A 15,803-nucleotide genomic window follows, 5' to 3' on the forward strand; every position below is an offset into this window, starting at 1 on the left:
TTTTTATGTTGAAATCTGACAAACAGCTCTTTTCATAAGCTCTTCAAATGCTTGGAAAAATGCGTCACGATCGACATGATCAATCACTTGAATTGATTTTCCATCTGTATGCTCTTCGGTACGTCCTTGCTTTGGCGTTTCGGTGTAAACGATCGCATTCATTTCCTTTGAACGAGTAAATGATGAGAAAGCAAGAGTGATCGTTGTCAGCACGTCCCATAAGTAGTAAGTCGAGTTGGTTTCGTGATGAATGAGAGGCGGGCAAAAGGCGTAACACTGCCCAATAAAATCAATCCCGATATGAGAACGAAGGGAAGCCCACCGCTGACGAATATCAGGTGTAAGCGGAACTTGATTTGTGCTCTCAAGTGCGACCATTTCAATAGGAAAGCGTTCCTTGAAGACGGTGCTGACAGCATAAGGGTCCCAAAATGCATTCCATTCTGCTGTCCCATCATGCTCGGGTTCCTCCACATTCCCTTTTTCAAGAAATGTACCGCCCATCCATACCAATTTTTCAATTTTATTAGAGATTGAAGGATCTTCTTCTAAGGCGCGTGCAAGGTCTGTGAGCGGACCTGTAAAGAGCAGCGTGACAGGTTCTGCAGACTTTTTAACAGTTTCGATTAAATGAAGATGTGCTGGAAGCTTGGACACTTTTGTATCAACAGTGCCTTTCTCGTTTAAGATAGGTAAGGCGTCTACATAAAAAGCATGCATGCGCCACTCTTTTGGAAAGGGATTGACGCCTCTAGAATTTGAAGCAGCGACTTCAATTTCATATGGGCTAAATCGATCAATGATTTTTTGAGACGCACTGAGAGCAGGCTCTAAATAACAATCAGCAGGAATCACAGACGTCCCAATCACTTTCAGATGTTCCATTTGAAGGAGAAGAAATAACGAGACGAGGTCATCAACACCACCATCATGATTAAAATAGACAGGCTTTTTCATCGCAAATCATCCTTTACAGCGTTTTCTTTTATCTTATCAGAATGCTTTCTTGCTGAGGGAAATGTGGCAGGAGATTTGTCATATTAGGGTGTTGTTCTGTTGCCATTTTCAAATCTCATAGTATAATTAAAGGTTGTTAGTGGTGAAAATAGATTGCATAATGAATATAGGATGATGATGAATGAAACGTGCTCGAATTATATACAATCCGACATCTGGGCGTGAACTCTTCAAGAAGAATTTGCCGCAGGTTTTGCAAAAATTTGAACAAGCCGGCTATGAAACATCTTGTCATGCAACGACATGTGCAGGAGATGCGACACAAGCAGCTGAGAATGCCGCACAGAGAGACTTTGATTTAATTGTAGCAGCAGGTGGAGACGGCACGATCAATGAAGTCGTCAATGGACTAGCACCGCTTGAAAAAAGACCAAAACTAGGAATTATTCCGGTTGGAACAACAAATGACTTCGCAAGAGCACTTGGAATTCCACGAGAAGGTGTTTTAAAAGCAACAGATGCCATTATAGATGGTATAGCGAAGCCGCTTGATATCGGTAAAGTCAATGGCCATTATTTTATTAATATTGCAGGCGGCGGCCGGTTAACAGAGCTCACCTATGAAGTGCCTAGTAAGCTGAAGACAATGCTTGGACAGCTTGCTTATTATTTAAAAGGCATGGAGATGCTTCCTTCGATCCGCCCGACAGAAGTCGAAATTGAATATGACGGCAAATTGTTTCATGGAGAAATCATGCTGTTTCTTGTTTCACTCACAAACTCAGTAGGCGGCTTTGAAAAGCTAGCGCCAGATTCTGTTTTAGATGATGGAATGTTTGACCTGATTATTTTAAAGAAGGTCAATTTAGCAGAAGCCATTCGAGTAGTCAGCCTTGCACTGCGAGGCGAGCATATTCATGATAACAATGTCATCTACACAAAAGCGAATCGCGTGAAGGTAGATGTAAAAGATAAAATGCAATTAAATTTAGATGGCGAATTCGGCGGCATGCTGCCAGGTGAATTTGAAAACCTGTATCGTCATATTGAATTTATAGTGCCAAAAGCAACAGCTGAAAAAATAGGGTAGAGATTGAACTTGGTTCCTTATGGCACCAAGTTTTTCTTTGCAAATGAGGTGATAAAATTGGTGAAAATGAAACCGCCTGTTGAAAAGAATGAATACTACAATGTAACCTTCGAAGACTTAACGCACGAAGGTGCAGGTGTAGCGAAAATTGAAGGATTCCCTGTCTTTGTACCGAATGCACTGCCTGACGAACAAGGGAAAATCAAAGTCACACGTGTCAAAAAAGGATTTGCTTTTGGGCGACTCATGGAGCTGACAAAGGAAAGTCAGCATAGGCAAGATGCGCCATGTCCTATCTATAAGCAGTGCGGCGGCTGTCAAATTCAGCATATGAGCTATGAAGGCCAGCTGCTATTTAAACAGAAACAAGTAAAGGACGTTTTAGAGCGGATCGGCAAGCTTGATATGAGCCGTGTAAAAGTTCATCCTGTACTCGGCATGGAAGACCCTTGGAATTACAGAAACAAAGCACAAGTTCCAATTGGCGAACGCGAAGGCGGACTAGTTGCAGGATTTTATCAGCAGCGTACCCATGAAATCATCGATATGGAAAAATGTTTGATCCAGCAGTCAGAAAATGACGAAGTGGTACAGGCAGTAAAAGACATATGTAATGCGTTTGGCATCAAAGCATATAACGAAGAGCGGCACAAAGGCTGGCTGCGTCATGTGATGGTTCGCTACGGCATTGCAACAGGTGAAATGATGGTTGTGTTTGTGACTAGAACGGCTGACTTTCCGCAAAAGCAGCAGGTGATTGAGCAGATTATAGCACGCTTCCCACATGTTCGGTCAATTGTACAAAACGTGAATTCAAAGAAAACAAATGTCATTTTCGGAGACGAAACAACCGTTTTATGGGGCGAAGAATACATTTATGACACGATTGGCGACATCAAATTTGCCATTTCAGCCCGCTCATTTTATCAAGTGAACCCAGCTCAAACAAAGGTGCTTTATGACAAAGCGCTTGAATATGCAGAACTGCAAGGCGAAGAAACTGTCATCGATGCCTACTGCGGAATCGGTACGATTTCCTTATTTCTCGCACAAAAAGCAGGCAGAGTATATGGGGTTGAAATTGTCCCAGAAGCAATTGAAGATGCAAAACGCAACGCTGCTTTAAACGGAATCGATAATGTTGAATTCGCAGTCGGTGAAGCAGAAGCGGTTATTCCGAATTGGTACAAAGAAGGCATCAAAGCAGATACATTAGTCGTTGATCCTCCAAGAAAGGGCTGTGACGAAGCGCTGCTCGACACCATTTTAAAGATGAAACCAAACCGTGTTGTTTACGTCTCCTGTAACCCAGGGACGCTTGCCCGTGATTTGCGTATTCTTGAAGATGGTGGGTATGTGACAGAGGAAGTGCAGCCTGTGGATATGTTTCCGCATACCAACCATGTAGAATGTGTAGCGCAACTTATTTTAAAAGAAGGCAACTAACCCGTATGGGTGTTGCCTTCTTTTTTTATAGTAGGGGGATTAACAAAGTTTTAGTTGAAGTTCCCTCAAACTCTTTGTCCGTAACTGCTGTACTTAATCAGGCAATTCACAGAAAATTTATTTTAACTTTTTGATATAATAGAAATATGAATAAAATGTAAAATTGGTAATTAAAAGGATGATGAGAAGGTTTGTTATTGGAATATAAGAAAAATCATGGTCGTCGATTAGGGGGGAATAATAGTGAGCATTTTAGCATATATAGCAGGAACTTTGATAGCCCCAAATTTTGCGGGTTATCTTTTGTCAAAAGGTTTAACAAATCGAGGTGAAAAGAGATTAATTAAAGACATAGAAGATACAGTTAATGAATTTAATCGTAAGTTTGATAATACTGAGGTTGATAGTAACTATTTTATAGAGTTTCTTCAACAGAGCAAGACTGTTGAGACAATAATACAAAGAGTATTTTATGCATATAACACTACAAAGGAAGATTACCAAGATATATGTAAGAAACTAGCACAAGAAGCGGTCGAATTTGTCAATATTAAAAAAGATGAATTTAAGCATACACCTATTAAGAAACCGAGTGATTTTGAAGAGTACTTCTCTGAGTTATTTGAATTACTAGTAAATTTTCGAGAGTCGTTATTAGATATTAAAGACAAGGCAATTGTATCAATGGTTGATGAGTCAATTGGTAAATCAGAAGGGGAAATTATAAGAACAATTGAGGAGCTAAGGGCCGATTATTTGTTAGGAGGGAATAAACACCTTTCGTCTAATGAACAAATCAAGCCTAGGCTAGAGGAGTTGAATTGCGAATATAAATCAACTTTTATTCCGTTGGACAATAGTCTTATAAAGAGAAAAGAATTTTCTTTATGTAGAGAAGCATTAGATTCAGAGAAATCTTTAATAATACATGGAAAGGCTGGAAGAGGGAAAAGTGGATGTACAGAAGATGTTATCAATTATTGTGAAGAAAATGAGATACCATATTTGGCAATTAAATTAGATAAACGAGTTCCCAGTATGACTGCCGAGAAGTGGGGAGAAGATTTAGGATTACCTGCATCAATCACTCATTGTATTCACAGTGTTTCTAAAAATGAAAAGGCAGTAATTATTTTGGATCAGTTGGATGCCCTACGCTGGACTCTTGCTCATTCTAGAGATGCTTTATTAGTATGCTCTCAGATTATTAATCAAGTAGAGACATTGAATAATGATAGAAAAAACAAGATATCTGTTGTTTTTGTGTGTCGAACTCATGATTTGGAAAACGATAATAATATTAGAGCATTATTTAAAAAAGATGATTCAAAAGAGGACGTTATTCAATGGGATAGGGTTCAGGTTAATGAGTTGGACGAGGAATTAGTTGAGGGTATTGTTGGAAAGCGTTATGAGCAACTAACAAGTAAACTGAAAGAGATACTAAGAATTCCAAGCAATTTATATATTTGGAAACAGCTAGACTCTGGCAAAGTATATGCAGAATGTTCTACCGCAAGCCATTTGATCTCAGAATGGTGGGGACAGCTGTCCGAAAAATGTTTTGAGTTTGGATTGAGAGAAGACAATCTAACTCAGATTAAAGATAAGATGGTAACTTTTTTAGAAAAGTCTAGTAGAATATTTATTCCTTTAAGTATATTAAACGAAAATAAATCAACCTTAGAATTCTTATCTTCAAATGCTTTCTTAATAATTCAGGATAGAAAAGTTTCATTCGCTCATCAGTCTATATTAGACTGTTTTTTAGCAGATAAGATGCTTCATAGATATTATGATGGTGAAGATATCGTAGATATTATTGGGGCTAAAGATAAACAAACACCTGGTAAAAGATATCAAGTGCAAATGTTTATGCAAAATTTATTTGAAATTGATAGCCATGATTTTATTACTGTTGGACAAAAAATGTTTGAAGCAAAACAAATCAGGTATTTTGTCAAATTTGTTTTCTTCGAGGTGTTAAACCAGATAGATAATATAGATGAAAATATACAAAATTTTATTGTGAATAACTGCGAAAATGAAATATACAGTAATCATATTATTAATAACGTTATATTTTCTAAGACCAATTATATTAAGTTGCTTAGGCAAAATGGTATTTTAGAGAAATGGTTTAACACCCCATCTAAGAAAGATATGGTTATCAATTTGTTCGTAAGTATAAGTCCGAATTTTGAGGCTGATGATATTATGTTCATTGAAAAATATGCATTTAATTCTCAGGAAGACGATAATAAATTTTCTAAATGTTTTTTTCACGATATAAATGATGATACGGATGAGTTATTTGAATTAAGACTGAAATTTTATAAACGTTATCCGTCAATGGCTGATGACTATCTCGATTTTAAGGCGATGCTCAAAAATGATGAAATAAGAACAATACGGCTAGTTTCTTTTTTGTTGGAAAATAAAATTAAAAGCAAGGGGAAACAAATTTATACTTACGAAGATGAAATACTGTATGATGACTCTAAAATTTTAAAAAATAATGGAGAAGAAGTTCTTAATTTATTATTACCATTCGTTCCAATAGAAGAAGACACAAGCTTTATTTATAGTGAGTGGTCTGGATATTATATTCATAAAAGAGGGCTAGAAAGGGCTGCTATCCAAATTATAAAAAAAGCGAATGCAGCAATAATTTCTCAACAACCAAAAAAATTCTTTGATCGCTATAAAGAATTCATGGGAAAAGGTAATGATTTATTTAATGAAATTATATTGGATGGATTATTCAGAGTGTCAGAAAGTTATAGCGATGTTGTAATTAATTATTTATGCAGTGATTTCAACAGTAACATATTCGATAATACAAGTGGCAATGGTGATAAATTATTTTTTGCCAAACAAATATTAAAAAAGCATGCGAGATACTGCAGTGAAGCTATTTTTAGTGTATTGGAAAACCGAATTCTAAGTTATCTATCTCCACAAGCTAAAGATGTATATCGAAGAAGAATTGATTATAATAAAGAAAAAAATGGTTATACAGTTTATTGGAGTTTTTGGGGTGATTTCCAAAAAGAAATTCTAGAAATTCTTCCCTATAATCGTTTAAGTATTCAAGCAAAGGATTTGCTACGTATTTTAAGACGTAAATTCCCTAAAGGGTCAACTTTATATAAATATTCGGATGGGCACAGCGGATGGATAAGCTCACCCGTGGCGGGGAAAAAATTAAATAACAAAAAGTGGATAGAGATTTTAACTAATAAAAAACTTATTCAAAAAGATTCTTCCAGATGGATAGAGGTTCCAGAAGGTTTTATTAGTTCTTCTATTGAAGAATTTGCAAGTAGTTTTAGTAAAGCTGTTTCCGAGGAACCTGAAAGAATGATAAATCTAGTTCTTTTAAATAAAGAGAAAGTTCTGGAATCATACGTAGATTCCTTATTTAGTGGCGTTGCATCTAGTAAGGCATTGAGTAATGTGCCGGTAGAGTTATTGGAAAAAATGATTTTGTCCTATCCATATGATTATACCTCATATCGGGCGAATGACATTTGCTCAATCATTAGAGACAGAAAAAACGTAAAATGGTCTCAAGGGATTTTAGACATTCTAAAGGATATTGCGATCAACCACAAAAATCCAGAATTAGGAGAATCGAATATAACTAATAATGAGGATAAAGAAATGCGTAGCTTTAGTATGCTACAAAGTAATGCATTAAACTGTGTAAGAGGTAACTCAGCTCAAGCTATAGCTGAGTTATTATGGAATGAAAGAACTTTGTTTAAACAGTTTAAAGATACAATTGAAAAGCTGGCATTGGATGAAAATCCGCCAGTTAAATTTGCTAGTTTACTCGCATTATGGCCTTCATATAACATTGAAAGGGATTGGGCATCAGAATTAATTTTACTTCAATATGAACAAGATTATAGGCTAGCGGGCTTCTTTGGTACGAAAAAAATGCTATTTTTACTATATCCGAAGTATCGCGAACGAGTATTAGAAGTTATTAAAAAATGCTACAAATCTGAAGATGAAAAATTAGTTGAAATGGGTGGACATTGTCTTTCAGAGATGTTTATTCTAAAAAAAGAATTTACACAAGTAATGAATAATGTGGATAAAATGAGTGAAGTACAAGCAAAAGCAATTCTCCATATGACAACTAATTATTTCAATAAAGATGAATTTAATTCATCCGCAAAAAATATAATGCTTAAATTTAAGGCAAGTAAATTAGATTTGGAGATTCCGATTTCAAGATTATTTTATGATGATCTTATTGATTTAAAGAGAGATAAGGATTTTATGATTGAAATAATGAATTCTGGTTTAAACCGTAGAATAGTACATGCATTTGTTCGTTATCTTGAAGAAAAATCAAAATCAATAGTTGATTACAAAGATATTATATTTTCAATGAGTTACCACTTACTTGGAAATGAAGTTGATAAGTTTAAAGGGATTTGGGGAATAGAAGATGAAATTTCTAAATTAATCATTGGATTATATGACGAAACCTCTAACTCAACTATACCTGCGAGAAAAGTTATCGCAAATGAATGTCTTGATATATGGGATTTGATGTTCGAAATGCAATTTGGTCAAATTAGGTCCTTGAGCCAAAAACTAATGGAAAGGTAAGACGTTGTTGCATAACCATTATGTACATCATTTTTACACCTTTAGACCTTTTAAGTAACTATCAGATATCTTGTGTAATCTATATTCGCACCTTTATGTTAACTGGATAAATTTAAAATTCTATATATAAATAACCCCCTTGTCTAGATAGGGGGTTATTCTTCTATATGTTGATTTTTTTGATCCAACGCAGTGGATATGATATCAAGACCAATGTATAAAAAGCTAACAAAGAAAGATAAAATTAATACACCATTCCCCCATATAGAAACTTCAATTATCTTTAAATTTAGTACATATTTAATCGTGAAGTAAATAAGAGCCCACGAAGCAAAAAATTCTAAAATATAAGTTATCCATTTTGGAACCTTCAACAAAAAAATGATTCCTTTCCCTATAAATAAAACTATAAATGACCAAAAAATTACGATGATGCTAACTAACAAAGAAAAGGTCACTAAAGAGAAAAATGAATCATAAGTTATGTATTCGCCGAAAAGAAAATTCACTCCCAATGATACTAGGTAAAGCATGAAAGTTGGAATAGCAATAACAAAACCAAGGGAAAAACATATTAGTAAAATAAGAAGAACGGCAACAATAGCACCTGGGGGTTCATCTACAACATTTTTTTTCCTTAAAAAAGTATAAAATATGATAGAAACTAAAAGGAGTATTAAAAAAGTCAATGAAATCACATAAGAAAAAGACAATATATCCCCTCCATAAAAAAGCGCTATTAGAAAACTAATAGCACTTATTGTTTATTTAAATAAGAGTAATGATGAATTTTGCCAAAGTTTTAGCAACATCTTTAGGTGCACCCATTTTAGTAAAAGCTTTTATGAATTGTTTTTCAGTCCACTTTTCGCCCTTATCCATTACATTTGCGATTTTAGCAGAATTCTTTCTGATCCAAGCAGCAGCCTTTGGATTAAAGGGTTTCAATGCTTTTGATAGTAACCACCCACCAGAACGTAAAGCACCTCGGAATGCTTTATATGTCCACGAAACAGCCCCTTGAGTAGAAACTTCCCCATTTGCGGCTGTTTGAGTTGCTAAAGCATTTGACTGAATAGGGCTAGTGCTATTATTTGTTGCGGCTTGTTGTAAAGAAGTTTTATACACCTTCGTATGTACTGATGTTGTTGATTTAGCTGGCTCCGCTGCAAACGTAGTAGTCGCACCCAGACCAGAAGTTAATAGAGTTGAGCTTAGTAGTACAGGAACAAGTTTTTTTCTAAAAGTCATGTTCTTCGCCTCCAAAAAAATTAATAAAGAGACTGTTTATTATGTTAGAAAGCCTTGTTGTCCAAGCCTCAATTATAAAATACATTTTGAGAAAAACCAGTGGAATATGTCTTAAATCCTTATAGGTCTTTTATATAAGATAATCACTCCTTTCTACGCATTTAATAAAAATTGTAACAACAACCAAATTAAGGGTAAATAGTATTTTTATACTGTATTTGTTAGAATGCTATATATTTGTGCATCTATATCATTGTATTTTGTTTTTATGGAAAAATTGCGGTTTCTTTTAGGTGTGGAAATATTCCTTAAATGATAATATATGTCATTATAAGGGATGGCAAGAAAAGGGGATGGTAGGAGTGGAGAAAATTCTTTCTTCTCAAGTTGGTATCTTGATAAATGATTGGTATAGATTTATAAGAACATTCAGCGTGCCGGATGCAGAGATTTTAAAAGAACGGGTTGAAAGAGAACTAGAGAACATGGAAGAGGATCAAGATTTACTACTTTATTATCAATTAATGGAGTTTAGGCATCGACTCATGCTTGAGAGTCTTGAGCCTATTGAAATGAATCAACAACGCCCCACTTTACCCAACTTACTCAAAGAAATAGAGAACAAACAACCTCATGTCAAAGGAACGCTTGACTACTATTCAAACTTCTTTAGAGGTATGCACGAATTCCATCACAAGAATTATGTTGCTGCTATAAATTTTTATAAGATTGCTGAAGAACATTTAAAGAATGTACCTGATGATATAGAAAGAGCGGAATTTCATTATAAACTGGCCGATGCTTATTATCGTATTGATCAACATTTCGTATCATTAAATCATTTGGAAAAAGCAAAAGAAATGTATTCAACGAGCGAGTTTTACAAAGCGAAAGTAGTCGGTTGTAATATCAAATTTGGAGCGAATATGTATGACTTATACCGTTTAGATGAGGCAGAATCTTATTATCGGGAAGCCTTGAGTTTGGCTCAAGAGCTTAAAGAGGATACAGCACGAAGAATCATTGGTGTAATACATCATAATATAGGGTTAGTCAAAAAGAGGGCGGGGAAAATTGAAACTGCAGAAAATGAATTTCAAAATTCAATTCAAATTAAAGAACACGCCGAAACGGTTTCGGGAATTAGAACTCTTTATATGTTGTCATGGGTATTCTACGATCAAGGTAAAAAAGATAAAGGAAATCAATATTTTATTTGTGGCATAAATAGAGCCAGCCTCGCAGACGATCAAGAATATATAGCTAAATTAAAAATCATTTATGCACTTTTTGAAGAATATAATCAATTGGAGGTAAAAGAAAGCCTCGGTTATTTAGAAAGTAAACATCTATGGCAAGATGTTGCAGAGTTATCAGAAAAACTTGCAGATTATCATTATCAAAAAGGGAATTTTGAAATGAATAGAGAATATCTAAAAAAGACCATTAAAGCTCAACAACAAATACTAAAAATGGCGGAGGCGTTATGATGAAAAAGTTATTTATCAGTTTTACAATTTTTTCTGTGTTATTCGCTGCCGGTTGGTCACTTGATAAAATTATTACTTCTAACACTTATCATGTAACAGAAAAGGCAATTACAATTTAAAAAGCCCTCCATAGGGCTTTTTTTATTTGAATATCTTTTTCATTAGTTTGCTGGATGCTTTACTTACTGCCCATCGCGTAAACATTTCTTAGTAGGAACGGCGTTTACGTCTCCTCAAATTTTTGATATTTTATAAAGTGTGATAGCATTTTGTGAATGATCATTTTATGCTCTTTTTGCGTTGAATGATTATTAATGTATATAATGATATTTTATAGAAGGACATGCCCTATAAGGCGCTATGTCATGAGAGGAATTGGATGAAAGATGAGTAAAAATTTCTGGCGTGATTTACCGCGGCCATTTTTTATATTAGCACCAATGGAAGAAGTGACAGATGTTGTGTTTCGTCATGTTGTGAGTGAGGCGGCGAGACCTGATGTGTTTTTTACAGAGTTTACGAACAGTGAGAGTTATTGCCATCCTGATGGCATTCAAAGTGTGAAAGGGCGTTTAACCTTTACAGAGGATGAGCAGCCGATTGTTGCTCATATTTGGGGAGACAAGCCTGAGAACTTTAGACAAATGAGTATTGGAATGGCGGAATTGGGATTTCAGGGGCTTGATATTAATATGGGCTGTCCTGTCCCAAATGTCACGCAAAACGGGAAGGGCAGCGGCTTGATTCTTCGCCCAGACGTTGCAGCAGAGCTGATTCAAGCAGCAAAAGCAGGGGGATTACCTGTCAGTGTGAAAACAAGACTTGGTTTTACTGAAGTCGATGAATGGCGCGGATGGCTTAGACACATTTTGGAGCAAGATATTGTGAATTTATCGATTCACCTTCGTACAAGAAAGGAAATGAGCCAGGTGGATGCACATTGGGAGCTCATTCCAGAAATCAAAAAACTTCGTGATGAAGTAGCACCTGATACGCTTTTGACGATCAATGGTGATATTCCTGACCGTCAAACTGGCTTAAAGCTTGCTGAACAGTATGGAGTGGACGGTGTGATGATTGGGCGTGGGATTTTCCATAACCCATTTGCTTTTGAAAAAGAGCCGAAGGAGCATACAAGTGATGAACTGCTCGGTCTTTTAAGATTACATCTTGATCTTCATGATCAATACTCATCACTAGGTTTGCGTCCATTCAAGGCACTGCACCGTTTCTTTAAGATTTATGTAAAAGGATTCAGAGGAGCGAGTTTCTTAAGAAATCAATTAATGAACACATCATCAACAGACGAAGTGCGTGCAATGCTGGATGAATTTGAAGCGAGAAATCAAGACCAATCATGACCAAAAAGAGGAGGGAGAACCCTTCTTTTTTTTATTTAATAGGACTATTAAACTAGTTCGCTTAAATGGTAAAATGAGATAGAAATAACAATTGGAGGTATTTTATTTGAAACCATTTTGGGATAGAGAAAGCGAAGAAACATTTAAGAAAATCAATGAGAAAGGCATTGCAAAAGCGGAAAAGAAGCTAGGCGTCATCTTGCCTGATACATATAAGAAACTTATCCTCGAACAAAATGGCGGGTATACCCTGCATAATGCTTTTCCAACGGATCAGCCGAATGGATGGGCAGAGGATCATGTGTCATTTGATCATTTAAGAGGAATTGCCAAAAATGAAGGCATCATGGATAGTGATTATTTAATAGAAGAATGGGAATTGCCTGAGGGACTTGTGCTCATTTGTGGGGATGGTCATACTTGGATTGCATTGGATTACAGAGAAACAAAGGAGCATCCGACAGTTCATTACTTTGATCTAGAATATGAGACGGATTTCAAATTAGCGGATTCGTTTGATGAACTGATTGCTGGGCATTATACCGCAGAAGATAGCGAAGAAGATGGGATGTCAGATGAAGAGTGGCAGGCTGAATATGAAAAGCAGAATAAACCATTATCAAAAGAAGAAGTGAAAGATATCTTCTTAACCAAAGACCCTGAACAGCTTTCAAAAATCGCGAATTTCCAAGTAGAACAAATTGATGATATCAAGTGGATTTTTTCTGAAGTAGAAACATACATGAACTCCATTCAAGACGAAGAAATGTTAACGAATGCTGGCTGGGCGATCAATACGATCTTTATACTGAATGAAGAGATGATTAAGCAGCATTCTGATGTTGTCGAGAGTGCACGTCGTTTTGCGGAGCATTTGAATCAATCAGAAATAGATGAAATGCACGACATAGCCATTAATATATCGATTGCGTTGGAATTTGATTTAGAGGAGTAATACATCTTTTTTTATTGAGAAATCTATCATTTCAGCAAAAGACCCCCTCATCAAAAGGGGGTCACCATTTCCTTACTCCGCACTCTCCTCAACCTCACGGCTATCCTCTGTTTCACCTATATAAATAGGGCCGTTTGCGTGGTCGAGTCGGATTGGCCATTCGTATGGAACTTGCAGGCGTCTAGCAATGGCTCTCCAGAATTTTGTTGAATCCAATTCGAATTCTTGGAAGTCTTTTAATAAGTCTTTGTAAGACGAGCCATCAAATTGAATGAACATATCTTGAAGGCGCATGAACGCGACATGTCTCACTTCTAATGCTGCCGCAGCTTCCATTTCTTCTTCTGTTGCTTCTCCAATGATTGTTCCTGCGGGCGGAAGCATGTCGTATACGTTAAATTCCTCTTCTTCTTCGTGTGCTGCATTGTGCTGTTGATCTGACATTTTCTTCACTCCTTCTACTATTCATCATTGCTACACTTCTATTATCGGAAGGAAATGCGAAATGTGGAATGAAAAAAGAAGTAGATTCACAACACTTGCTTTTTCTTCTTGAATCTTTTATGATCAATTACAGATATAAAAGGTCTGTAATAGATAGAAAGGGATGTTCCTATGAAATATTCTAAAGCGACCAACTATGCACTGCATACGATGGTGTTTTTAACTCTTGCACCAAACGGGAAAGCAATAGGCGTTGAGCCTCTCGCCAAGATGCAAGACCTTTCATCCACTTATTTATCCAAAATCTTAACAAAGCTTGTGAAGGCAGGATTGATTGAATCAACACCTGGCGCAAAAGGTGGCTACGCCATTATGAAACAGAAGGAAGACATTTCGTTTTTAGATGTGATTCAGGCTGTAGAAGGACAAACCAATTTATTTCGTTGTTCCTTAGAACATGATTCTTTCATGCCTCATGATGGCTGTTTGATTGAACAGGTCATGCAGGATGTTGAAACGAAAATGCAGGAAACGCTAAGTCAAAAGCGGTTAGTTGATATCGCAAGTCAAATAGAGCAGACAGAAAAAAATCCATTTTTCAACATGTGATTTTTTTGAACCTATTATAGATATTAAGAGTCTTTAAAGTCTTGAATAAAAAGGAGAGATTGACATGTTATTAGATTGTGCCATTATTGGAGGCGGGCCAGCCGGATTAAGTGCAGCACTTGTTGTGGGGCGAGGCAGAAAACAGGTCATTGTATTCGATGACGAGATGCCAAGAAATCGAGTGACTCAGGAATCACATGGATTTATTACAAACGATGGAATGACACCGTTTGAGATCAGAAAAGCGGGTGAAGCAGATCTTCAAAACTACCCCAATATCCAAATCAAACGAAGTAAAATTGTTGAGGTACAAAACAATGAGGACAACTTTGCCTTACTGACACAAGAGGGAGAAAGATTCGAAGCGAAGAAAATCATATTGGCAACAGGACTAAAGGATATACTGCCAGAGATCAAGGGGGTGCATGAAGTGTATGGAAAGACGTTGTTTAGCTGTCCTTTCTGCGATGGCTGGGAGCTAAAGGATAAGCCGCTTGCTCTCATTGCTGAGAATCCACGCGCCTTGCATATGGCTAAACTTCTTTCCAATTGGACAAAGGATTTGATCGTGTTTACGAATGGGAAGCAAGTGTTTGCTGAAGAGGAGAAGGCACTGCTATCAGTACATTCTATTCAAGTCATTGATGTACCAATTATGTCCATTCATCATGAGAATGGACAAATGCACTCTCTTCACCTTGCGAATGGGGAAACGGTGAATAGAGAAGGCGGATTTGTCGCAAGTGAATTCAAGCAGTCAGCTCCATTTGCTGAAAAACTAGGCTGTCAAATGACGAAAAATGCCGGCATTGAAACAGATATTCTTGGACGTACAACCGTCAGCGGTGTCTTTGCATGCGGTGACAATTTAGGTGGGCCTGCTCAACTTGTTCTTGCAGCAGCTGCTGGTAGCCAAGCAGGAATGGGCGTCATCCATGAACTTGTGCAAGAAGAATTTCAACAAAAAACATCTCTATGAAAGGAGGTGTTCAGCGATGAGCGGTTTTCCGTTTTGCTAAAACGTGAGCTGCCCATTCAAAAAGTGCGTAGATGACAAAGAAGATCAAGATCCAGCTGCTGACATCGACCCATACATTGGTGATATGAATGATGTTCACCTGATCAAGTCCAGCCTGTATCCACATAGTGATCAATGCTGTGAGGAACACCTGTAAAAACCATTTTTTCAATTGGTCACACCTCCATCTCTTTCTATCATATAAGAAATGACAGTTTATTTCCAATTGTAATTCCATCAGCTTCAACGGTAAAATAAGAAATAAAACCAATGGAAGGATATGACATGAGCGATCAAACCGATAGTTTTTTAAAAAGTCATTTTCCTAATCTTGTCCTCACGCCGCCTCTTTTTTATGGGTGGCCTTTTGGGCTTCGCTTTGAAGTGGCAGATTGGTCATTAGGAGAAGAATCAGTTGTATTAGAAAAAGCAGGGGATCGTGCTTTGAAAATTGTCAGATATGCTTTTGATCTACAGTACTGGCTATTAGACTATGACCGCTCTCAGATGGATCAGTTGTTTACAGAGAAATAAGAAAACCGCACTTGTCGAC

Annotated in this window: 14 protein-coding genes; 9 read left to right on the forward strand and 5 right to left on the reverse strand. The window is 36.6% G+C overall.

What is annotated here, in order from left to right; all coding sequences use genetic code 11:
• Nucleotides 1–3: 3 nt before the first annotated feature.
• Nucleotides 4–957: a nucleoside hydrolase gene (locus NSQ36_RS03560; RefSeq protein ID WP_339206795.1), complete on the reverse strand. Its 954-nt coding sequence runs from the start codon at nucleotides 955–957 to the stop codon at nucleotides 4–6.
• 181 nt (nucleotides 958–1,138) lie between these two features.
• Between NSQ36_RS03560 and NSQ36_RS03565 the strand changes: the two genes are divergently transcribed.
• The 3 genes from NSQ36_RS03565 (at nucleotide 1,139) to NSQ36_RS03575 (ending at nucleotide 8,122) form a co-directional block, all read left to right on the forward strand.
• The gene (locus NSQ36_RS03565) at nucleotides 1,139–2,047 is read left to right on the forward strand and encodes a diacylglycerol kinase (protein WP_050945745.1); all 909 of its coding nucleotides are present in this window, start codon (nucleotides 1,139–1,141) and stop codon (nucleotides 2,045–2,047) included.
• 60 nt (nucleotides 2,048–2,107) lie between these two features.
• Complete coding sequence (gene rlmD / locus NSQ36_RS03570; protein WP_339206797.1) at nucleotides 2,108–3,493, forward strand: 23S rRNA (uracil(1939)-C(5))-methyltransferase RlmD; 1,386 nt, start codon at nucleotides 2,108–2,110, stop codon at nucleotides 3,491–3,493.
• A gap of 243 nt (nucleotides 3,494–3,736) precedes the next feature.
• A complete protein-coding gene (locus tag NSQ36_RS03575) occupies nucleotides 3,737–8,122 on the forward strand; it encodes a hypothetical protein (protein WP_339206799.1) in 4,386 nt (1,461 codons plus the stop codon).
• Between the two features lie 155 nt (nucleotides 8,123–8,277).
• Here the strand turns inward: NSQ36_RS03575 and NSQ36_RS03580 are convergent, their stop codons facing one another.
• Nucleotides 8,278–8,835, reverse strand: a complete 558-nt coding sequence (locus tag NSQ36_RS03580; RefSeq protein ID WP_326136733.1) for a hypothetical protein — start codon at nucleotides 8,833–8,835, stop codon at nucleotides 8,278–8,280.
• Nucleotides 8,836–8,890: 55 nt separating this feature from the next.
• Nucleotides 8,891–9,373, reverse strand: coding sequence for a hypothetical protein (locus NSQ36_RS03585; RefSeq protein WP_339206802.1), 483 nt, complete (start codon nucleotides 9,371–9,373; stop codon nucleotides 8,891–8,893).
• Between the two features lie 353 nt (nucleotides 9,374–9,726).
• Here NSQ36_RS03585 and NSQ36_RS03590 point away from each other — a divergent pair, with 353 nt between their 5' ends.
• The 3 genes from NSQ36_RS03590 to NSQ36_RS03600 all read left to right on the forward strand — a co-directional run bounded on the left by NSQ36_RS03590 (nucleotide 9,727) and on the right by NSQ36_RS03600 (nucleotide 13,179).
• Entirely contained in the window at nucleotides 9,727–10,863 is a 1,137-nt protein-coding gene (locus NSQ36_RS03590) for a Rap family tetratricopeptide repeat protein (RefSeq protein WP_339207316.1), read from the forward strand.
• A 386-nt stretch (nucleotides 10,864–11,249) separates the two neighbouring features.
• Nucleotides 11,250–12,224: a tRNA-dihydrouridine synthase gene (locus NSQ36_RS03595; RefSeq protein WP_095407913.1), complete on the forward strand. Its 975-nt coding sequence runs from the start codon at nucleotides 11,250–11,252 to the stop codon at nucleotides 12,222–12,224.
• 106 nt (nucleotides 12,225–12,330) lie between these two features.
• Nucleotides 12,331–13,179 (forward strand): SMI1/KNR4 family protein, encoded by an 849-nt coding sequence (locus NSQ36_RS03600; protein ID WP_327840052.1) that lies wholly within the window; start codon nucleotides 12,331–12,333, stop codon nucleotides 13,177–13,179.
• 72 nt (nucleotides 13,180–13,251) lie between these two features.
• Here the strand turns inward: NSQ36_RS03600 and NSQ36_RS03605 are convergent, their stop codons facing one another.
• A complete protein-coding gene (locus NSQ36_RS03605) occupies nucleotides 13,252–13,623 on the reverse strand; it encodes a hypothetical protein (RefSeq protein ID WP_003214092.1) in 372 nt (123 codons plus the stop codon).
• Between the two features lie 171 nt (nucleotides 13,624–13,794).
• Between NSQ36_RS03605 and NSQ36_RS03610 the strand changes: the two genes are divergently transcribed.
• Together NSQ36_RS03610 and NSQ36_RS03615 are read left to right on the forward strand one after the other, a co-directional pair.
• Nucleotides 13,795–14,232 (forward strand): Rrf2 family transcriptional regulator, encoded by a 438-nt coding sequence (locus tag NSQ36_RS03610; protein ID WP_251191542.1) that lies wholly within the window; start codon nucleotides 13,795–13,797, stop codon nucleotides 14,230–14,232.
• A 64-nt stretch (nucleotides 14,233–14,296) separates the two neighbouring features.
• Nucleotides 14,297–15,211, forward strand: a complete 915-nt coding sequence (locus NSQ36_RS03615) for an NAD(P)/FAD-dependent oxidoreductase (protein ID WP_251191543.1) — start codon at nucleotides 14,297–14,299, stop codon at nucleotides 15,209–15,211.
• 10 nt (nucleotides 15,212–15,221) lie between these two features.
• Here NSQ36_RS03615 and NSQ36_RS03620 read toward each other — a convergent pair whose 3' ends face one another.
• Nucleotides 15,222–15,422 (reverse strand): hypothetical protein, encoded by a 201-nt coding sequence (locus tag NSQ36_RS03620; protein ID WP_251191544.1) that lies wholly within the window; start codon nucleotides 15,420–15,422, stop codon nucleotides 15,222–15,224.
• Nucleotides 15,423–15,535: 113 nt separating this feature from the next.
• Between NSQ36_RS03620 and NSQ36_RS03625 the strand changes: the two genes are divergently transcribed.
• The gene (locus NSQ36_RS03625; protein ID WP_251191545.1) at nucleotides 15,536–15,784 is read left to right on the forward strand and encodes a hypothetical protein; all 249 of its coding nucleotides are present in this window, start codon (nucleotides 15,536–15,538) and stop codon (nucleotides 15,782–15,784) included.
• The last annotated feature ends 19 nt before the right edge of the window (nucleotides 15,785–15,803 follow it).

This window comes from Bacillus sp. FSL W8-1143 (assembly GCF_037965155.1).
GTDB lineage: Bacteria > Bacillota > Bacilli > Bacillales > Bacillaceae > Bacillus > Bacillus pumilus.